The sequence below is a fragment of the Cohnella sp. WQ 127256 genome (genome assembly GCF_024519285.1).
Lineage (GTDB): Bacteria > Bacillota > Bacilli > Paenibacillales > Paenibacillaceae > Cohnella.
Genome location: NZ_JAMZCY010000008.1, coordinates 1 through 21,404, shown reverse-complemented (window position 1 = coordinate 21,404; position 21,404 = coordinate 1). Strand labels below are relative to the sequence as shown.

General features: G+C 46.5%; 11 protein-coding genes. 7 read left to right on the top strand and 4 right to left on the bottom strand.

The window, feature by feature from the left end:
* Positions 1-18: 18 nt before the first annotated feature.
* The 7 genes from M1K58_RS21870 (at position 19) to M1K58_RS21840 (ending at position 9,231) form a co-directional block, all read left to right on the top strand.
* Positions 19-789, top strand: a complete 771-nt coding sequence (locus tag M1K58_RS21870) for an ABC transporter ATP-binding protein (RefSeq protein WP_256761015.1) — start codon at positions 19-21, stop codon at positions 787-789.
* Positions 782-1,486, top strand: a complete 705-nt coding sequence (locus M1K58_RS21865) for an ABC transporter ATP-binding protein (RefSeq protein WP_256761014.1) — start codon at positions 782-784, stop codon at positions 1,484-1,486. The genes M1K58_RS21870 and M1K58_RS21865 overlap by 8 nt, the downstream gene beginning before the upstream one ends.
* Positions 1,487-1,489: 3 nt before the next feature.
* Positions 1,490-2,392 (top strand): branched-chain amino acid ABC transporter permease, encoded by a 903-nt coding sequence (locus M1K58_RS21860; protein WP_256761013.1) that lies wholly within the window; start codon positions 1,490-1,492, stop codon positions 2,390-2,392.
* 4 nt (positions 2,393-2,396) lie between these two features.
* Positions 2,397-3,401 carry a branched-chain amino acid ABC transporter permease gene (locus M1K58_RS21855; protein ID WP_256761012.1) on the top strand — a complete coding sequence of 335 codons (1,005 nt, stop codon included), beginning with the start codon at positions 2,397-2,399 and terminating at the stop codon, positions 3,399-3,401.
* A 129-nt stretch (positions 3,402-3,530) separates the two neighbouring features.
* Positions 3,531-4,751, top strand: a complete 1,221-nt coding sequence (locus tag M1K58_RS21850) for an ABC transporter substrate-binding protein (RefSeq protein ID WP_256761011.1) — start codon at positions 3,531-3,533, stop codon at positions 4,749-4,751.
* A gap of 31 nt (positions 4,752-4,782) precedes the next feature.
* The gene (locus M1K58_RS21845) at positions 4,783-5,532 is read left to right on the top strand and encodes a creatininase family protein (protein ID WP_256761010.1); all 750 of its coding nucleotides are present in this window, start codon (positions 4,783-4,785) and stop codon (positions 5,530-5,532) included.
* A gap of 120 nt (positions 5,533-5,652) precedes the next feature.
* Positions 5,653-9,231 carry an Npt1/Npt2 family nucleotide transporter gene (locus tag M1K58_RS21840; RefSeq protein ID WP_256761009.1) on the top strand — a complete coding sequence of 1,193 codons (3,579 nt, stop codon included), beginning with the start codon at positions 5,653-5,655 and terminating at the stop codon, positions 9,229-9,231.
* Positions 9,232-9,360: 129 nt separating this feature from the next.
* Here M1K58_RS21840 and M1K58_RS21835 read toward each other — a convergent pair whose 3' ends face one another.
* From M1K58_RS21835 to M1K58_RS21820, 4 genes are all read right to left on the bottom strand, one after another.
* Complete coding sequence (locus M1K58_RS21835) at positions 9,361-14,142, bottom strand: Ig-like domain-containing protein (protein ID WP_256761008.1); 4,782 nt, start codon at positions 14,140-14,142, stop codon at positions 9,361-9,363.
* Positions 14,143-14,443: 301 nt separating this feature from the next.
* Positions 14,444-15,442 carry an HD-GYP domain-containing protein gene (locus M1K58_RS21830; RefSeq protein ID WP_256761007.1) on the bottom strand — a complete coding sequence of 333 codons (999 nt, stop codon included), beginning with the start codon at positions 15,440-15,442 and terminating at the stop codon, positions 14,444-14,446.
* Between the two features lie 201 nt (positions 15,443-15,643).
* Positions 15,644-18,202: a winged helix-turn-helix domain-containing protein gene (locus M1K58_RS21825; protein WP_256761006.1), complete on the bottom strand. Its 2,559-nt coding sequence runs from the start codon at positions 18,200-18,202 to the stop codon at positions 15,644-15,646.
* A 198-nt stretch (positions 18,203-18,400) separates the two neighbouring features.
* Positions 18,401-21,404, bottom strand: a 3,004-nt coding sequence (locus M1K58_RS21820; protein ID WP_256761005.1) for an Ig-like domain-containing protein, incomplete at its 5' end; no start/stop codon positions are given.

The window sequence follows — 21,404 nt, the reverse complement described above, 5'->3', positions numbered from 1 at the left end:
AAATAGGAGGTGCGGCCCGTGATTCTCGAAGCCGTTAATCTAACCAAGAAATATAGAGGTCTAACCGCCGTCAATTCCTACACTTTGCGCATAGAGCCAGGCATCATTCATGGGCTCATCGGACCGAACGGGGCTGGCAAAACAACCGTCTTCAACATGCTGACCTCACTAGTACAGCCTACCGAAGGGAAAGTTTTGTTTCTCGGTGAGGACATTACACGTAAGCGGCCTGATCAGATTGCTGGACTAGGACTTGCCCGTACATTCCAGAACATCCGTCTATTTAAGGAGCTCAGTGTTCTAGAAAATATAATGATCGCCGCACAGATCCATAAGAAATACGGACTCTTCTCCACTCTACTTTGTCTCCCCAGTTTCAAACAGGAAGAGAAGGAGATCGTTCACAAGGCTGAACAGCTGCTTGAAACGGTTGGACTGATTGCACTAAAGGATCATAAAGCACGTAGCCTGTCCTACGGAAATCAGAGGAAGCTAGAAATTGCACGTGCACTCGCTCTGAGCCCGAAGCTGCTACTGTTGGACGAGCCCGCCGCTGGGATGAATCCAAACGAATCGATTGAGCTTATGACCATGATCAAAAATATTCGTGACCAATATGATCTAAGCATCCTACTGATTGAACATGACATTCCATTCGTCATGAAGCTATGCGAGCATATTCAAGTTCTGAATTACGGACAGCTCATTGCTGAAGGAAACCCTGAGGAGATTCGTTCCAATCCCGAGGTCATTAGAGCTTATCTGGGGAGGGCTGCAGAACATGCTTAAAGTCCAAAACATTAACGTCTACTATGACCAAATCCATGTGCTTAGAGATGTCTCCTTTGAGGTCAACCAAGGTGAATTGGTCGCCCTGCTCGGGGCCAATGGAGCCGGTAAGACCACAACACTTCGGACACTATCCGGGCTGCTCAAGCCTCGAACGGGTACGATTGAGTTTCTGGAGCGAGACTTAGCTCGAACGCCGCCCTACAAAATTGTTTCCTTAGGAATGGCACATTCACCGGAAGGAAGACAGGTATTCTCACAATTGACCATCATGGAAAATCTGCTGATGGGCGCCTACACTCGCAAGTCCTCTGACAATCTGAAGGACGATATCGAATGGATCTACAGCTTGTTTCCGGTTCTTAAGCAACGGGAGAAGCTACCAGCAGGTGCACTAAGTGGCGGCGAGCAACAGATGCTGGCCATGGGACGTGCATTGATGAGCAAGCCCCAGCTGCTTCTGTTGGACGAGCCTTCATTGGGGCTAGCCCCAATTATGGTCGAGAAGATCTTCGAAGTTATCCAATTGCTTAGGAAAAACAACATGACCATTCTGCTCGTGGAACAGAATGCTTACGAATCGCTCCAGATAGCCGATCGTGCCTATGTACTGGAGACGGGCTCCGTCAAGCTGGAAGGCAAAGCTTCCGATCTGATCCACAACCCAGATATCAAAAAGGCTTACTTAGGAGGTTAATAGATGGTCTACTCAGCCGAATACATTATTCAGCAGTTAATAAACGGCTTTGGATTAGGAAGCGTCTATGCCTTGATTGCGATCGGTTATACACTCGTATATGGCATTCTGCGTCTAATCAACTTCGCACATGGAGATCTGCTGATGATCTCCTCCTATACGGCAGCAGGTTTAGTTGCACATTGGCTTCTTCCCTTTCCAATCGCTGTTGTGCTCTCACTCGCATTCGTCGCTCTGATCGGCTTATCGATTGAGAGACTCGCATATCGTCCGCTTAGGAGCAAGCCGGAAGAGACCACTCTTGTCACTTCGTTCGCGGTATCGATTCTGATCCAAAACCTAGCGATGATGATCCTCTCCCCGCAGCCAAAAGCATTCACGCTTCCATCCTATCTCAATTCCATGGTTCAGGTCGGTAGCGTAGCCTTTCCTATGATGAACATCGTCATTATAGTCACAACGATAGTTTTACTCATAGGCTTAACGTTCTTCATCAAGAAAACTAAGATCGGCATCGCGATGCGGGCTTGCGCCGAGAACATGAACGCTTCCATCCTGATGGGTGTGAATACGAACTCCGTCGTAAGAACTGCCTTTATAGTTGGATCTGCACTAGCTGCAATCGCAGGCATCATGATGGCAGGACGTTACGGTAGAATCGAGCCCTATATGGGCTTCGTACCCGGCCTCAAAGCATTCGTTGCCGCCGTTATCGGAGGAATCGGCAGTATCCCCGGCGCAGCAGTCGGCGGTCTAATTCTAGGCTTCAGTGAAATTCTGTTTGTCGGCTTCCTTCCTCCCGAATTGTCAGCTTATAAGGATGCCTTCGTATTTCTAGCCCTGATTGTTGTACTTCTCATTAAACCAACCGGATTATTCGGCCGGTCTGAGGATCGGAGGGTATAAGGCAATGACAGCTACTAGCCATATTCGTAATTTTCTAAGCAGCAGGACGGCCAGACTGCTGTTCCTAGCCGCCGTCGTTATATTCCTCATCGTCGCCAACTTTATGTTTAATGCCTATTACCTTCGGATTATTAATCTTGTCGGAGTTAATATCATTCTCGTAGTCAGCCTGAACATTACGAATGGATATACGGGAATCTTCTCGCTGGGTCACGCCGGGTTTATGGCCGTAGGTGCTTACACAACCGCCATACTTACCTATCCTGCCCATCGCAAGCCGCTGCTCTTCCCTAATATGCCGGATTGGCTGCAATCGATTGAGCTTCCCTTCGCTGTTGCATTATTGTTTGGTGGGCTTCTTGCCGTCATCTGTTCCTTAATTATCGGGGTTTCCGTGCTAAAGCTTCATGGCCACTATCTCGCTGTATCGACGCTTGGGTTCACCGTTATCATCAACGTATTAGCCTCCAACCTTACCGACTTCACCCGTGGTAAAAGTGGAATCTCCGGTATGCCGCGAGTGATGAATATGTGGTGGGTTTATATCATCGCCGCCATCACTATTTACGTCGTATGGCGTCTACTTCACTCCGCTTACGGACGCGCGATGAAAGCCATCCGTGAGGATGATCTAGCTGCAGAAGCCATGGGAGTCAAAGTCGTCAAACACAAAGTGCTATCCTTCGCCACCGGTGCTTTTTTCGCGGCGATCGGCGGTAGCCTGTATGGACACTTAATTACGAGCATTAATCCGAATATGTTCTCCTATGCGATGACCTTCGGGCTTGTACTCATGCTCGTGATCGGTGGCACGGGTAGCATTCCTGGCGCTGTGCTTGGAGCCGTGCTGGTTACGTTGATTCCTGAATTACTACTCAATAAGCTAGAGCGTGGAATCGATGTGTTCGGTGTTCAACTTCCCCAAATGTACGGTCTAAGTCAAATCATCATGTCTCTGACTCTGATCATCATCATTATCCTTAGACCCAAAGGTCTATTAGGTAAATAAATGCGCTCTTATTTTTATTCCGGGGGGTGAGCACCATGTGAAGCCGAGTGTTGCAGTGTTGCGGGTCCGATCTGCTTGTCGTTTCACCTATTGTTACACCTACAAACATAAATAGAGGGAGAGAAACACATGAAAAAACTACTATTCCTAATGATTTCCCTAGTTCTCGTACTTTCCGCTTGCGGCAATAACAACAATAATGCAGGTAATGCTTCAAGTAGCCCAGCAAGCAGTCCTTCAGCAAGTGCATCCGCCTCCGGCGAGCCTTCTGGTGGCGAGATTAATATCGGTGCACTTTTCAACGTAACGGGTGGACAAGCTTCCCTTGACGGCCCTTCATTAGCAGGCTTCCAGCTGGCTGCAGAAGAAATAAACGCTAATGGCGGTATTAATGGTAAGACAATCAAAGTCATTTCCATCGATGCCAAGACCGATTCCACATCGGCTACCAATGGCATGCAAGAGCTAATCGACGTACACAAAGTCGTTGCTGTAGCCGGATTTAGCGACACAACATTCGCTACTGCTGCAGGCCCTGTTGCACAAGCTGCCGGTATCCCTTTCGTAACCTCCGGAGCGACTTCCCCCCTCATTCCCGAGCTTGTTGGCGACTATATGTTTATGGCCGCTTTCGGTGATGATGCGCAATCCTATGCCATTTCTGATTATTCCATGGATAAGCTGAACGCAAAAACGGCTTGGGTATTGACGGACACTTCCTCGGACTTCACGAATAATGTTTCTGTATTTTTCAAAGAACGCTTTACAGGCAAAGGTGGAGAGATTGTACTTGAAGATAAATACGACGGCGCTGCCGATAATGATTTCTCTGCTCAAATTACCCGTCTGCAAAGCCTTCCCACTCCACCAGACATTCTGATGGTGTCCGCACTACCGGATAAAGCAGGTATCGTGATCAAGCAAATCCGTGACAAAGGAATCAACATTCCGATTGTTTCCGCTGATGGATTCGACACTCCGGCAATCGTAGAGATGGGCGGCGTCCCACAATCCAACAATGTTTATTTTGCAACTCACGTTGCTCTAGGAAATTCCGATCCAATCGTAAGCGACTTCGTTGCTGCTTATACGGCTAAGACAGGTCATGCGCCTGAGAATGGTTTTGCAGCGCTTGGTTATGATGCCATGAAACTTATCGCTGATGCGATCACACGTGCTGGAAGCGAAGATCCGAAGGCGATTCGCGATGCATTGAACGATACCAAAGGCTTCAAAGCTGTAACCGGCGAGATCAGCTATGAGACAAGCCGCGTACCTTCTAAGAGCGTTACGATCATCAAAGTCAATGAAGGCAAATTCGAGTTTGCAGATAATGTTACTCCCCAGTAATGAAGATGTAATGAATAAGGAGTGAATCGCTATGGCGTTCATCGGATCAAAAATGACTGGCAACCAGTACAACAAGAGCAAGATCGACAAGGTCATTATCGGCGTCGGAGCATTCGAGAACCATGGATACCATATGCCATTCGGAACCGATGCCTTAACCGCTAATATTATCAGTGAGAAACTAGCAGAACGTGTTGAAGGCTTAATGGTCCTTCCACCGATCAATTACGGATTGAGTCAGCATTATAACAAGCTTCCATTCACGGTCAGCCTATCACCTGAGACAACAACGAATATGATCAAGGAAGTATTAAGCGAGATCGTACGTAACGGGATCAAGAAGATCATTATCATGAATGGACATGATGGTAATATCGCTCCGATCGAGCTTGCCGCCAGATCCGTCAAGGTTCAGCATCCCGAGGTTACTATCGCTAGTCTTAACGACTGGTGGGTTGCCGCTGGCAAACTGGTACCCGATGACATGTTCGAGGTATGGAATGGTCTTGGACATGCCGGTGAAGGAGAAACCTCCATTGGTCTTGCCCTCTTCGAGGACTTAATCGAGATGGAGCACGCGAAGGGCGTCGTACCTAACCTTCCGGAGTTCGTCGACATTAAGTGGAGATTCGATGAGCTCACCGATACCGGAGCATCGGGGGATCCTAGTGTTGCAACTAAGGAAAAGGGCCTGAAGCTTGAGGAAGCCGTGCTTAACGTGTTGGAAAATTTCATTCGTGAGATGGATAAGACGAACTGGAATTACGGCTTCAAGAAGTAAATTTGTATAAAATAGAAACAGGGCTATCCTCATGGGTAGCCCTGTTTCTATTTTTCATATATAATTCCTATCTATAGATTATGGAAATTAATAGAAATGTAGAAATGAGGATCACGCTCCATGTCGAGCAATCGCTTCGGAAATCCACTTACCCTGGTCTCACGTCAGTTCAAATCTGACCGAGCTGAATATACCAAAATCATCTTTTTATTCGGATATTTGTTCTTTGTCGTCTCCGCTTCGACGATCGGTCGGACTGCTGCTGATACGTTATTCCTCAGTAGGTATGATGCCTCTATTTTATCTTATATGTACTTACCCCAAGCCGCCACTCTTCTGTTATCTGGATTTATCTATCAAAAATGCTGCGGACGCTACCGCACCGATCAATTAGTCGTTGGAGTTATTATCATCGCCTCGGTATTAGCCTTCACTTCGCGAATGATCGTCGGTATCGGTTATAGCTGGATATTTCCCGTTATCTATATTGGGTACGATGTGTTGAATTTCCTTATGATTGTCTGCTTCTGGCAGTTCGCAACCTCGATTATGGATCAGCGTAAAGCCAAACGTACAATTGGTTGGGTTGGCAGTGGGGGGATCGTTGGCGGGATTGCTAGTGGATTTGGTTTGAAGCTGCTTGTACAGTCCTTAGGCACAGACAACCTCATATTCATCTATGCTGGGGCTCAATTGATGTGCCTGCTATTCGTCCTTATTCTTATACGAAGTGTGCGAAACCCTCTTGAGATGTTCGCTATTAAGCCCCCTGCTAAGAAAACTTCTACGGTGCGAGCACGAGCGAATGTAGAGCAACAAGGGCTATTACAGAGTGTCCCTCATCTCAAATATGTGGCCATTATGGCAGGCACTCTAGTCATTTCTCTTACGCTGATTGATTATCAATTTAAGGTTATCCTTCGAGGGACCTTACAGAATGAAGAACTCGCTAGTTTTATGGGGAGCTTCTATGGCTTTGCGGGATTGTTGGCTTTATTCGTTCAATTATTCATCTCTGGAAAATTAATTACCCGCTTCGGGGTAATCACCGCCCTCCTTGTATTCCCGATCGTTCTCTTCACCGGAAGCTTTGCACTTCTAATTATGCCCGTGCTGGCTATTGCTACTGCGGTTAAAGCAAGCGATAAAGTACTGGGCGATACCATCTATTCCTCCGTTAGTCAGCTCATCATGTTCCCTATTCCACCAGAGTGGCGCGGTAAAGCCAAAGGATTCCTTGATGGAATTGTTCGGAACGGCGCTAAAGGCGTAGCCGCTATCAGTCTAATCGTGTTATCCCAATGGCTCGCAGTGGAGCATTTCAGCTATTTAATCCTCACCTTGATCGGTTGTTGTATTGTTGCAGCAATTAAGATCAAGAAAACATATCTAACTATGCTGTTATCCACTCTACAATCCAAGGGAATGGATATGCAGAATGAGCTTGATTTCATTGATCCCGCCAGCATTGAACTATTGATTACTGCTTTACATAGCAAGGATAAGCAGGAAGCCTTATATGCCTTCTCTATTCTACAAGGCATTCGTGAGTTTAATATGAATCTCCATATCAAGAGATTACTCTTTCACCCCGTTCAAGAGGTACGAATCGAAGCTTTGAAGTTCATCCAAACGACAACTCCCCCTGGCGGAGAGCTTAGGCTTGAGCCCCATCTCATAGATACCGATGTGAATATTCGTACCCAAGCGATCTTGGCTTTGTCCGCTTATGCCAATGAAGAGCAATTGGACCGAATTGTCGCCTATTTGCAGGAACAAGACGTCAATATTCGTGCAGCGGCTATCGTAGGATTGATTAAGTATTACGGGATCGAGGGCATGTTCCATGCCGTATCCACATTGAAGCAATTATTAGGTAGTAGTGATGAAGAAGAACGCAGAGCCATGGCGAGCCTTTTCGGTCACATTGGCATATCAAGCTTCTATAAACCACTTATTCCTATGCTTCATGACCCCTCCCACCTTGTTCGTAGTCGAGCACTGGAATCGGCAGCTTTATTAAGTGTACCCGAGCTAATCCCTATTATTATTCCGTTACTTAAAGATCATGAAGTTCGCCAGCAAGCCATCACTGCGTTGCAGGCTTATGATGAAGCTATTATTATTCCACATCTTGAATCCTATTTGGTCGCTAAGGAAGATCATCTACATTTGCCGCTTGTATTGGAGAAAATAGGAACACAAGCCGCATTGGATTCGTTGTTACGCCATTATTTAGGTTATTCGAATGAGCTTCGCGTGAAAGCATTAGAATCGGCATCTCGAATCCATGACGGCTCAGACTCCTGTCAAGTGGATAGAAAGCATGGAGAGCATCTATTGGCTCACGAAATTTCTGCCTATTGGGAATGGGTGGAGCATCAGAAAGCTCTCGGCAATTTGATTAGAGCGGAACTCTCTGAGGCGATCGAGCACATGCGAATTCGTCATGTGAAGCGGATATTTCAATTACTAGCCTTACTCTATGATTCCAAAACTATGAATGCTGTTTATTCCAATTGGTCAGAAGGGGACTCCAGACAGCAGGCTAATGCGGCTGAGATCATTGACCAGCTTCTCACTGGAAAAGTACGTACAGAGATAACGAGAATCATCTCCCTCTCATCCACCGGCGGAAATGAAACACCTGCCCAATCACGCATAGATGAGGCGCTTAAATGGTTCTATAACCAAGGTGATCTCTGGATTAATCTGAATATCGATCATGGGAAAGTCACTGAAGATCAAGGCGGCGAGATGCATCAACTAATGAAACAAATTCACTTATTGAAGCATGTATCCTTGTTTAACGGACTATCAGGTCGAGATTTATTCAGTATCGCTCAGCATCTTCAAGTTGTATCGTTCAATAAGGGAGCAGAGATCGTACGTGAGCTGGACATTGGGAATTCGCTATATCTGATCGAGCAAGGAACAACTGGCGTCTATATCAACTCCGTCAAAATAAATGAGCTCGGGGCATATGATTATTTTGGCGAGATGAGTGTCATCACACAGAGGCTGCGATCCGCAACTGTAATCGCTGAGGAGGATGTTGTGCTCTGCGAGTTAACGTCGAGTGCCTTCTATGAAATCATCTTCGATCGTACAGAGATTGCTATGGAGATGATGAAGCTATTATCACGTCGCTTACGCTCCACGAATGAGAGAATCACCACCACTTCATTATCGGGAGCTGCCCAAGAGATAACTGACGGTGAACAGCATATTCCTCACGATAATGAGGGTACTCTTCAGGCACTAGCAGCTCAGGGCAAGAATGAAGTCATAATACGACGGATATTGGTGCTACAAAAAATAAGCCTTTTTGCCCACTGCTCGCAAGAGGACTTTATTAAGCTTGCTCATATGGTCGAGGAGTCGGTTTATGAGACTGGCGAGAAAATATGCTCGATAGGCGAGGATGGACACACCCTATACGGAATTATCCAGGGTACAATACAAGTCCATAAAGGCTCTGAGAATCTCGCATCACTTGGCGTAGGGCAAATATTCGGTGAGATGGCGATGATCGATGGACAACCCCGTTCAGCAGATTGTACGGCAAGCAGCCGAACAATATTGCTAGAGCTCACAAGGGAACAAGTATTCACTTTCTGCTTCCAGCAAATGCACGTATTACAGGGCTTGATGCGTGTCCTCGCAGAGCGGACTCAAGATACGGAGCGACTTGTGTAGGATTAAAATGCCAATAACTGCTCTAACAACTTCAACGCTTTTTTCTTTACAAGCAAACACCGCGAAGCGTCATGCTTCGCGGTGTTTTGTCCACTAAAATATATTGTCCGTTATGAGTGCAACTTCAAATTAGTATTGGTTGTAGATCCGGTACAGAAATACCGCTGCTTCAGCTCGCAGAGTTAGCGCTCGAGGATTAAGCTTGCCACCGGATCCGGTGATTAGACCTGCCTGCGCCAATATTTTCAAGCTGGACTCCGCATACACAGCAACATCCTTCTTGTCGCTATATTGCTCCATTCCTGTTAGATTATTGGCAACTTTCAAGCCCTTGAACTTCGTGAGGGCACGGGCAGTCAGTACCATCATATCCTGCCTTGAGATTTGCTCCTTTGGGTGGAATTCATTGCTGCCATTCCCCTCAGCTATACCTATCTGCTTTGCAATCCCCAGCGCTTCATAATAATAGGCATTCGAATCTACATCAGCGAAGCTGCCGCTGCCGTTAAACTCCGCTGTTAATCCTAATGTCTTCACCAGCAGAACAAGATAATCAGCTCGCGTGATCGGAGCTGTCGGCGCGAACATCTCAGCCAATGTACCGCTGATAATCCCCTTGGAAGCCATGACCTCGATAGGATGTTTCGCCCAATTCAAGCCACCTAGATCTCCAAAAACTTTATGCACATAAGCCACTGCGTAAGTACTGAAGTGAGTCGTGACAAAGGTCACCGTCCCGCTCTCCTTATCGTAACGACCACTCGGAACAGAGACAGCATTGCCGCTACCGTCGATATACCAAATGACAATATGCTCAGGATCCTTTAATTCCTCGGCTGTCGGCACGTATGGAATACTGATCCTAACAGGGGAAGCCGGATTATTCCAAGACGTCTTTATTCCATTCAGTGCCAAGGTAAGCTCCACTAGCGGTCGGTCACCTACATCTGCCGCTGCTTTTGCGGATAATTGATTTTTATTGCCTATGCCGACTGTAATGCTTGCGACTTTTCCATCAATATCTGCTACGCCTCTAAGCATGTCGTCTGGAATCGTGATACTACCAGCCGAAGTTTTGAAAACCAGCTCACCAGTTCTTATCCTATTAGACAAAGATGTGGCCAGCATTTCAATCGTATAAGCCTTTACATCAGGAATAACCGGAAAGGTGATAATTGTCTTGTTTTCAGCGTTAAAAATCTTTTCCGTCAATGCTCCAACAGATATCGAAGCAAGACCTTTCGTCGAATCTACCTTAACCGGAAGCGTTGTTCCTACAGGGCCTGTAATCGTTACATTGTAATCTGTTGTCCGAGTGCTACTTCCGCCTCCATTGCCGCCACTATTACTATTGCCGTTACCGTTACTTGGCTGCGATACTATCAATTTCACTGTATACGTGTCGGCGGAAGCTGCTGATCCATCATGGGCTGTAAAAACCAGTGTCATTGTCCCAACAGAAGTCGGCGTGTACGTGTAGGTACTGTTTGCAGCTTCCGCTGCAGTACCATCTACGGATACCTTGTAAGTCAATCCATCGTCATCCGCATCTTCAAAAACCGTTGCAAGATCGAGCGTATACGACGTGTTTACCGTCAAAGCTACATCCTTAGTTGCAGTCACGTCTGCTTTACGATTAGGCACCGTGTTGACCGTAAGCTCCACCGTGTATGTGTCTGTGGAATCTATCGTTCCGTCGTTCGCGGTAAAGACTAACGTTACTGTACCTGCCGTAGTCGGCGTGTACGTATAATTCTCGTTAGCCGCTACCACCGTCGCTCCATTTACGGATACCTTGTAAGTCAGTCCGTCGCCGTCCGCATCTTCAAAAACCGTGGTAAGATCAAGCGTATACGGCGTGTTCACCGTCACAATCGCTTCTGCTGTCGCACCCACGTCCGCTTGACGAACAGGCACAGTGTTGACCGTAAGTTCCACCGTGTATGTGTCTGTGGAATCTATCGTTCCGTCGTTCGCGATAAAGACTAACGTTACTGTACCTGCCGTAGTCGGCGTGTACGTATAATTCTCGTTAGCCACTACAGCCACCGCTCCATCTACAGCTACCTTGTAAGTCAGTCCGTCGCCGTCCGCATCTTCAAAAACCGTGGTAAGATCAAGCGTATACGGCGTGTTCACCGTCACAATCGCTTCTGCTGTCGCACCCACGTCCGCTTGACGAACAGGCACAGTGTTGACCGTAAGTTCCACCGTGTATGTGTCTGTGGAATCTATCGTTCCGTCGTTCGCGATAAAGACTAACGTTACTGTACCTGCCGTAGTCGGCGTGTACGTATAATTCTCGTTAGCCACTACAGCCACCGCTCCATCTACAGCTACCTTGTAAGTCAATCCGTCGCCGTCTGCATCTTCAAAAACCGTGGTAAGATCAAGCGTATACGGCGTGTTCACCGTCACAATGGCTTCTGCTGTCGCACCCACGTCCGCTTGACGAACAGGCACCGTGTTGACCGTAAGCTCCACCGTGTATGTGTCTGTGGAATCTATCGTTCCGTCGTTCGCGGTAAAGACTACCGTTACTGTACCTGCCACAACCGGCGTGTACGTATAATTCTCGTCAGCCACTACAGCCGCCGCTCCATCTACAACTACCTTATAAGTCATTCCGTCGCCGTCTGCATCTTCAAAAACAGTAGCAAGATCAAGCGTATACGGCGTGTTCACCGTAACAATCGCTTCTGCTGTCGCACCCACGTCCGCTTGACGAACAGGTACCGTGTTGACCGTTAGCTCCACCGTGTATGTGTCAATGGAATCTATCGTTCCATCGTTCGCTGTAAAGACTAACGTTACTGTACCTGCCGTAGTCGGCGTGTACGTATAGGCCGTAATCGCCGTTACCGCCGTCGCTCCATTTACGGATACCTTGTAAGTCAGTCCTTCACCATCCGCATCCTCAAAAACTGTGGAAAGATCTAGCGTATACGGCGCGTTGACTGTCAATGCGACTTCATCCGTTGCAGTTACGTCCGCTTTACGAACAGGCATCGTATTAGCCGTTAACTCCACCGTATAGGTATCGTTGGACAATTCTTCACCATCGCTAACCGTAAAGACCAGTGTTACTGTGCCTGCCGCTGTTGGTGTATACGTATAGGCCGTAGCCGCTATTTCCGCTGCCGTGCCCTCTATCGATACAAAGTAGCTCAGCGGGTCGCCATCCACATCTTCGAAGATCGTTGAAAGATCGATCGAATACTCCGTGTTTACGGTTACTTTTGCCGTCGCCGTAGCATTTACGGTTGGCCTTCGGCTAGGCTTATTGTTAGGCGCCTCGATCACAGTCAAGATAAATTGCTTTGTACGCGTCAACCCTCCCGACTTGCTAATCGTAGCTGTCAAAGTAACTTCATGATCGTCATCGGTCGCTCTCGTTACTTTGCCGGTTCCGGTATTAATCAAGCCCGACTGCGACACGCTCCACATAATCGTTGAGCCCGCAGGTCCAATTGCTGGAAGGTTGAGATCTTCCGTCACATCATTTTCTGTGCTGTTCACACCCTTAATAAAATTCCAGGTTAAGTCTCTATAATCGAAAGCAGTAGACTCATTCGCCGATAACGGCTGCCAGATGAGAGAAGGATACGTGTACCCCTCTGCAATTCTCCAGATCGTATTGAAATTCCACGATGAGAAGGTCGTCTGCTGCATCAGCTCCGCAGCATTTTTGGGTGTTCCTCCATTCGATGTGATTCCCCCCGTACTATAATAATAACTATTATTGACATCCCCCACCCCTTGCTTGAAACCAATCAAGCCACCATTAGCATCCGTTCCCCCGCTTGCACTACCTGTGCTGTAGCTGTTACTGACGTCTCCGCCGCTGTTAAATCCAACCAGTCCGCCTACGAATACAGCTCCGTTGCCGCTTGCATTGCCAGTACTGTAGCTGTTGTCGATAGACCCGTTAGCTTTGTAACCAATTAATCCTCCAGCCATTCCACCTGACCCGGCGATGGCACTGCCAGTACTGTAGCTGCCATTGATACTGCCTGAATTTCTGCCAATCAGACCACCTACAACTGAATTTGTATTCCCGCTAACGCTACCGGTACTATAGCTGCCACTAATCGTTCCGTTTGAGAAATTGTTACCGACCAAGCCGCCCACCGAAGCAATATCCCCAGCCGTTACTGTGTTGCTGCTTCCGCTATCATTGACGCTTCCTGAATTCGTTCCGACCAAACCCCCAGCATAGGCCTGCTGATGATTAACCGTTAAAGACCCACTGGTGTTACTGCCGCTGATCGTTCCGGAATTGGAGCCGACTAGGCCACCTGCGCTAAAATTATCACTGCCCAAGCTTGTAATAGTAGCTTTACTGGAGCTCTCACTCACAGACCCTTCATTATAGCCGGCCAGACCACCTACATAGTTTGAATCCGTAAAAGTGATCACCCCGCTGCTTGTACTATCGCGGATTGTTGCATTGACATTTATGTGTCCAACCAGACTACCTACAAAGGAGTCAACGCCCGTTGTGTTAATATTGAAATTGTCCAGTTTGATATTTTTCAACACAGCCCCGCTGGATAACTCTGAAAATAATCCCACTTTATTTTCCGAAGAATTAATCGTCATATTTGAGACAATGAAATCATTACCGTCATAGATACCGCGGAATGTCCCGAGCGGCATCCAATTCCCGGTCAATTCAATATGTGCTGCCTGTTCGAAATACGCTCCCGGCCCTGGAATATTGACATGGCTTAATTCCAACGCAGTAGCCACTTTATAGGGATTCTCGAGAGTACCTTCCCCTCCTGAGAAGTTCACGGTATCTTCTTCCGCATACACCGCTTTGGGCATCCCCATGGTCAGAAGCATCCCTGCAATCATACTGATAACAATGAGCACAACTGTCGCCCTATTCAAACCTCTTCTATTCATTAATTTGCCTCCTATTTACTCTCTCTTTCAGTTTCTATTAAATTAATTGTAGCGAAGGCGAATGAAAGAATAATAAAAGATTTTAGCTAAAAAAAGCGAAAAACCGCGTAGCATTAAGCCTTCGCGGTTTTTTTGCAGCTGATATAATATTTGATCCTATTTCACTAACGTAAATTTTACCGTGTTATCGGTTCGCTGGTAATACCACTACTCGCAAAGGTCTTCAGCCCCAATAGGATCAGTTTCTGATCCTACATCTCCGACCATGGCACCAGCGCTGACAACACCACAACTGCATGAATCAAATTCTTATTTCTTTTATCTGTATATCCGTTCGTTTACTCAAGTCTATAAACTCATCGTTGACTTTAATGAATGGAGTCTCTATGTTATGAGGATTCAGTGAGATGACCTCGCCTATTGTCCCATCCGATAAAATCACATTTTCACCTATCATTCTCTTCACGATGTTATTAAGAAACACGGAAACAACGGTCGGATCAAGAGCTCCAAAAGTCCCTCTCCTCATTTGACTAACGATTTCATGGAATGGAAGAGGCTCGTGATAAGGCCGGTAGGAAGACATGGCATGGAAGATGTCAGCGACCGCTACGATTTTACTGAACAAATCTACCTTTTCCTCTTTTAAGCCTAAGGGGTAGCCTTTACCATCATTACGTTCATGATGTTGAAGGGCTACTAGTGGGATTCTATGGTTCAAACCTATCGTGTCCTTTAACATCTCGTATCCATAAATCGTGTGTTTTTTAACTAATGCGAACTCCTCATCAGATAATTTACCAGGCTTATTTAATAGTTCAATCGGGACCTTAACTTTGCCAACGTCATGTAAAGTAGCTGCAAGGGATAATGTCGCAATTTCAAGATCTGTAAAATTTAACCATCTACCAATTAGAGTAGATAATATGCCAACCCCAACATTATGCTGATAAGTGTACTCGTCCGTTGCTTTAACAATATCAAATAATTGAAAGATATTCTCATTTTTAGAGGCTTGCTGAACGAAAGGAAGGATTTCTTTTCTTATTTCCATTAATGGAATTTTCCCAGACATTCCAATCGATTGAAACAGTTCCTTCGACGTATTCACCACTTGATTAATGGATTGCTTATGGATTTCTTCATCTTCCGACATGAACACAATGGATATGGGATCTACAAGATGATTCCTCAATATTTCAATATGATCTTGATTAAGAGCTGATCGCGCTGGGATTAAGGTCAATCCCCTCGAGTTGGTAATCTCATTTTTAACGATTTGACCTAACAAGTGGTCCATTCCTCACCCTCCTTACTAGTTTCCATAATGCGCTAGCCTTCCGATTTTCCAATTATTTTGCTTTCCGCGCTATCGAGCATATGACAACAATCAGCAAGGACAGGATGCGCCCCGTATATTTCATTGATTATGGTCACCTCTATAGCTGTCATTTTAACGTTCTATTAGGCATAAAAAAAATCCCCCAAATGGGGGATACTTTCAACCTAAAAAGTTTAATTCATTAGCTCGCTGTAGTGCATTTACGCGATTACTAGCACTTAGCTTTCGATATATATTTTTAATATGCGACTTTACGGTTTCGGTAGTGATGATCAAATGTTGGGCAATTTCCTTGTTTGACATTCCACTGGCGATCAACCCTAGAATTCTCGTTTCCTGCTCGGTTAATATTTCTTTAAGAGATAGCCCATCTTCTAAAGTGACATTTAAGGCTTGAAGCAGCTGCTTCACATAAGTTAATGACACGGAGGAAGTATAACCTAATCGACTAACTCGCCTTACCCCCAAGTAAGAAATCAACATCTCCGCCATAATAGAACCTTCGTCAATAAAGCTGCGGATATACCCTTCTGGTTCCGCCAACAGTAAGGCGATCTCCAACTGTTCGAGAGCAGCCTCCGTTTGACCCGCTTGTTGAAGCGTCACACTTTGCATAATCAATACCTTAATCCGATCCCGGAGACGATCTTCCTTGCACAATAATAGATACAGCTTTTCCAGTAGGTGCAGTGCTTCCTCCATTCGTCCGCATCCTGCAAGAACTCTAGCCAAAGAGAGATACTCAGCCATACGAAATAGCGACACCTCATCCTTATGCGTCAGACCACACCTTTCCAACCAATCAAGCGCATCTTGGTTTGAACCTTGTCGTAGCGATAGACATGCTTGCTCCGCTTCGATATTCAGCATAAATAATGCATAATCCGGGGAATAAATTTGCAATTTCAACTGTACGAGCAACTCTGAGGCACGCTTCGAGTTACCTTTGGCTTGCTGAATTCTCGAAGCGCTTATAGCAATATGTATCAAAGTCCGTGCGAAGGGCTGCATATCGTTGCGTCCAAGTACCTGATTGATACACAACTCCGCCTCTTCCAACCGATTCCACTCGTACAGTAATTTACTATAAGAAGCACAGATACTCCCGATAAAAGGATATATCGACTTCTTCCCCCATATATGAATCCATTTCGCTAGGAAAACATCCGCCGCATGAAGATCGTTGATAAACGCCAAATGATCATCAAATGCATCATAACCTTGATATCTATTGCGCCCCATTGTTTGAAAGAAACTACCATCCGGCATATACCGTTCTACCCCTTCAAAATGTTCCGACGTTCGCACTAAGTCTTTACGAAGATACGAGGAGATCGAGCAAAAAAAGTAGATATTGCCCATCGTTTTGTTCCATTCCTCGTCGCTCATTTTTCCCTGTAGTGCCTGAAAACGGACCTTAGCCTGCTCCGCCCTGCCAAAAGCAGCTTCCCATTTTCCGACTCCTAGTAATACGGAAATATACAACATTTCAACCATCGGCTTCTTTGCAAAGGCATCTTCCGGTATAACAGATACCCATCTATTTAATATAACCGTCTTCGATTGCATCAAAAATTGTAGATTTTTCTCGATTAACCGAACGGCATCCTCATATCGTTTGCCTTCTATATAATGCTCCACCGCTTCTTCATCAAATCCGTGAGTCTCCAACCAATTTGCCGCAGAGATATGCACTTGCTTCCATTTAACAGAATCCGATCTGAACAACATTTGCTGCAAAAAATCCGAAAGCAAGTGATGATACCGATACCAGCTCCTGTTATCGTCGAGTGGAATAATAAACAGGTTTAGCTGCTCTAGCCTTTCCAATTGCTCCTGACAGTTCATTTGACCCGTTACAGCTTGGCATAAAGAACGATTCATTCGTCCTAGAATAGATGTTTCCAACAAAAAGGCTTTGATCTGTTCCGATTGATGATAAAATACTTCTTCTAGCAAGTAATCAGAAATATGATGATGTTGGCCGCTAAATCGATGAATGGACTCCGTTAAATTATCACTTTGCTTTAGAGAAATCGCAGCCAGCTGTAATCCGCTAACCCAACCTTCAATTCGATTAAACAGCTCAGTTACTTGCTCCTTCGTTAGCAATAAGCCCATCGTGTCACGAAAAAAGGCTACGCCTTCCTCTAATTGAAACCGTAAATCATGCATATTGATAATATGTAGCTCACCTTTTGCCAGAAGCCTTGCGGTTGGTATCGCCAAATCGGTACGACTTGCGATATAGAGATGAATATGGAGCGGCAAATGCTCCAGCAGATAACTCAAGGAATGAAAAATTGTGGGTAGTTCGATGGAGTGAAAATCGTCGAGAATAAGGACAAGCTCGCTGGTTAAACTATTCAGTTCATTCAATAACGAAGTAATGATCGGCTCATAATGTACGGAAGGGCCTTTCTCAAGAAGAGTCTCAACCGTCTTGCCAAATCCAGGAACTCTCATCCGAATGGATGCTATGACATAACTCCAGAACTGAATCCAATCATCATCCAGCTTATCTAGAGAAACCCAGGCCACAGGCGCACGGCATTGCTTCACCCAGTCACTTAACGCAGTTGTTTTCCCATAACCGGCCTGCGCGGAAACAAGCGTCAGCTTGGCATCAAGTCCCTCATTTAGCATGCTAATCAGCCTTGGACGGGATACCAACGAGTTACGAACATGGGGGATATATAATTTCGTACTAACGATCATTGCAACTCCTCCGACTTCACATGCTGTTAACGCAATAGTTACAGTGTCATTAAGTGACCATACCTTTGCATGACGACCATCGTTTCTATAAGGTTATATTTTCTAGTATACCCTACTATATGGCTTCATTGAGAAAAAACAAGCTTAGAAAAGTCCAGATGGACCCTTCTAAGCTTGTTTGACGATTGTATTAGATTACTAGTTCTTATGTGCCAACATTTTCAGCAGAACGGTTACAGCCTCTGCTCTTGTCGCATTGTCTTGAGGGGAGAAATTGTTATCGCTGTTCCCTTGTACAATGCCGGCTTGCTTCACGATTGCAATGCTACCCTTCGCCCATGCTGGAATGTCCTTATCATCTGCGAAGCTAGTTGTGGCATTCGCTTCGATAGGTTGTCCAAGAGCATTGGCAATCATCACTGCCATCTCCGCACGTGTTACTTCTGCATTCGGACGGAAGCTTCCGTCTTGATTGCCTTTAATAATGCCAGCTTGTAACGCTTGAGCGACAGCTTTCTGCGCCCATGCTCCGATCTTCGCGTTATCTGAGAAAGTCAGCTCCGCTCCATTTCCTTGCGGCTTCAGCGCATTCATTAGCATGACCGCGAATTCCGCGCGAGTCACGGTTGCATTCGGCTTAAATGTGCCGTCGGCATAACCTTTGACGATGCCACCGTATACAGCTTGATTGATGCTAATTTCAGCCCAGTGTTTAGAAATATCGCTAAATTTAACTTCCGTTGTAGTGTCCTTTGGTTGCTCTGGTCCGGGCACAACAGCTATTTGATCTACTGCAAATACCGCATACTTCGTGAAGTGATCAACCTCTACGCTAATCTGATTTAAGTTGATCTTGCCACCCTTAACTTCCACCCATACCTTCTTCACTTCGTCATAATAGAATACTACTGGTATTTGATCTTTCTTCACGCTTGCTGGATCGAAAACAAAAGTCAGCGTAATCGGCTTACTGAAGTTTTCCGTGAAGTTTTTGAGCATTTCATAGATCGGGCTTGCTAGAACTTGTACATTCGTTACAAGGTTTTGTGTATCCAATACTTTACTTATTGTTAATTTCAATTCTTCCTTTGTAGCATCTTTCGGAATAGAGATCGTAACTGCATCTCCTAAGCTAACTTGGCTCGATTGACCTGTAGGGAGCGTTAACTTGCCATCCGTAGGTATAGGTACAGGTATAGGTATAGGTGTACTTGAACCACCGCCAACATCTGTCGACGAGCTTTGACTTGTTGCTCGTGTTACCGTGAGGGTATAGGTCTTCGTTGTACCGTTCTGTCCGGTGACTAGCACTGTAATCTTATTCGACCCTACGGTCAGTACAATATTGGAACTCGATTGACCGCTTATTACTGGAATATCGTTCACCATCATGGTGGCACGATTATCGGACACACTCGCCGTTACAGTTAGCTCGGAAACGGAGTTAGGTACACTAGAAGTGTAGTCTACGGTTCCAGAAGCAAAGATAGGGCTTAAAGTACCGTTCGATAGTGTCAAACTGCTCAAATCCGTAGACACTGGCACAGTGAAGACAGAATAAGAATTGGATTCCGTCGTGCCCTGTCCCGCATTGCCTGTACTATTGTGCACACCGCTATTTTGGAGCGTGATAAGATTGGCCGCTACACTTACGTTGGCTTGCGGTGTAAACGTCGCCGTCCACGTGATGCCTCCATCGGACGAACTGACGGCGCTCAGCGTGCCGTTCGCGATCGTTAGGTCATCATTAGTGAAGCCAATCACCGCTTCCGTGAAGGTGATCGTCACCAATGAGGTCTCTCCGATGGTCAGCGACGTATCGGCTACTACAATGGTTGCCGTTGGCCGCGACGTATCGATCGCGTAATTATTGGAGTCGGTGGTACCCGCACCCGTATTACCTGCGGCATTCTGCACACCCGTGTTGTCGAGCGTGATGAGATTACTTCCAGCAATGAGGCTATCGGTTGGTGTGAACGTCGCCGTCCACGTGATACCTCCATCGGATGAACTGACAGCACTTAGCGTGCCATTCGCGATCATTAGGTCAGCATTTGTGAAGCCACTCACCGCTTCCGAGAAGCTGATTGTTACCAATGAAGTCTCGCCGGCGATTAGTGCTGCATTAGCGATCACAAGGGTTGCCGTTGGACGAACCGTATCGATCGCATAATTGTTAGAATTAGTGCTACCCGCACCTGCATTGCCTGCGAGATCGGACACCCCCGTGTTGTCGAGTGTGATGACATTGCTCAGATCATTGATGCCAGCAGTCGGCGTGAACGTTGCCGTCCACGTGATGCCTCCATCGGATGAACTGACAGCACTCAGTGTACCGTTAGAGATCGTCAGGTCTGCATTCGTGAAGCCCGTCACCGCTTCCGAGAAGGTGATCGTTACCAGTGAAGTCTCACCGGCAAGCAGCGACGTATCGGCGAACACAATAGCGGCTGTTGGCCGAACCATATCGATCGCATAATTGTTAGAATCAGTGCTACCCGTACCTGCATTGCCTGCGAGATCGGACACACCCGTGTTGTCGAGCCTGATGAAATTGGTCGCAGCAGTGACGCTAGCAATCGGCGTAAGTGTCGCTGTCCACGTGATGCCTCCATCGGACGAACTGACAGCGCTCAGCGTGCCATTATCAATCAACAGATCTGCATTAGTGAAGCCAGTCACCGCTTCCGTGAACGTGATCGTCACCAGTGAAGTCTCGCCGATGGTCAGCGACGTGTCGGCTACTACAAGGGTTGCCGTTGGTCGCGACGTATCGATCGCGTAATTATTGGAGTCGGTGCTACCCGTTCCCGAATTGCCTACGGCATTCTGCACACCCGTGTTGTCGAGTGTGATGACATTGGTCGCATCATTTATGTTATTACTTGGCGTGAACGTCGCCGTCCACGTAATGCCTCCATCGGATGAACTGACAGCGCTCAGCGTGCCGTTCGCGATCGTCAGATCTGCATTGGTGAAGCCCGTCACCGCTTCCGAGAAGGTGATCGTTACCAGTGAAGTTTCGCCGATTATCAGCATATTGTCGGAGACCACAATGGTGGCCGTTGGCACAACCGTATTAATTGTGTAATTGTTGGAGCTGGTGGTACCCGTACCTGCATTGCCTGCGAGATCGGCCACACCTCCGTTGTTGAGCGTGATGACATTGGTTGTATCATTGATGCCAGCAGTCGGCGTGAAC

Bases quoted from the DNA above. Each gene is read 5' to 3' on its own strand.
- M1K58_RS21865 (WP_256761014.1), top strand. From the start codon at position 782: ATGCTTAAAGTCCAAAACATTAACGTCTACTATGACCAAATCCATGTG.
- M1K58_RS21860 (WP_256761013.1), top strand. From the start codon at position 1,490: ATGGTCTACTCAGCCGAATACATTATTCAGCAGTTAATAAACGGCTTT.
- M1K58_RS21855 (WP_256761012.1), top strand. From the start codon at position 2,397: ATGACAGCTACTAGCCATATTCGTAATTTTCTAAGCAGCAGGACGGCC.
- M1K58_RS21850 (WP_256761011.1), top strand. From the start codon at position 3,531: ATGAAAAAACTACTATTCCTAATGATTTCCCTAGTTCTCGTACTTTCC.
- M1K58_RS21845 (WP_256761010.1), top strand. From the start codon at position 4,783: ATGGCGTTCATCGGATCAAAAATGACTGGCAACCAGTACAACAAGAGC.
- M1K58_RS21840 (WP_256761009.1), top strand. From the start codon at position 5,653: ATGTCGAGCAATCGCTTCGGAAATCCACTTACCCTGGTCTCACGTCAG.
- M1K58_RS21835 (WP_256761008.1), bottom strand. From the start codon at position 14,142: ATGAATAGAAGAGGTTTGAATAGGGCGACAGTTGTGCTCATTGTTATC.
- M1K58_RS21830 (WP_256761007.1), bottom strand. From the start codon at position 15,442: ATGGACCACTTGTTAGGTCAAATCGTTAAAAATGAGATTACCAACTCG.
- M1K58_RS21825 (WP_256761006.1), bottom strand. From the start codon at position 18,202: ATGATCGTTAGTACGAAATTATATATCCCCCATGTTCGTAACTCGTTG.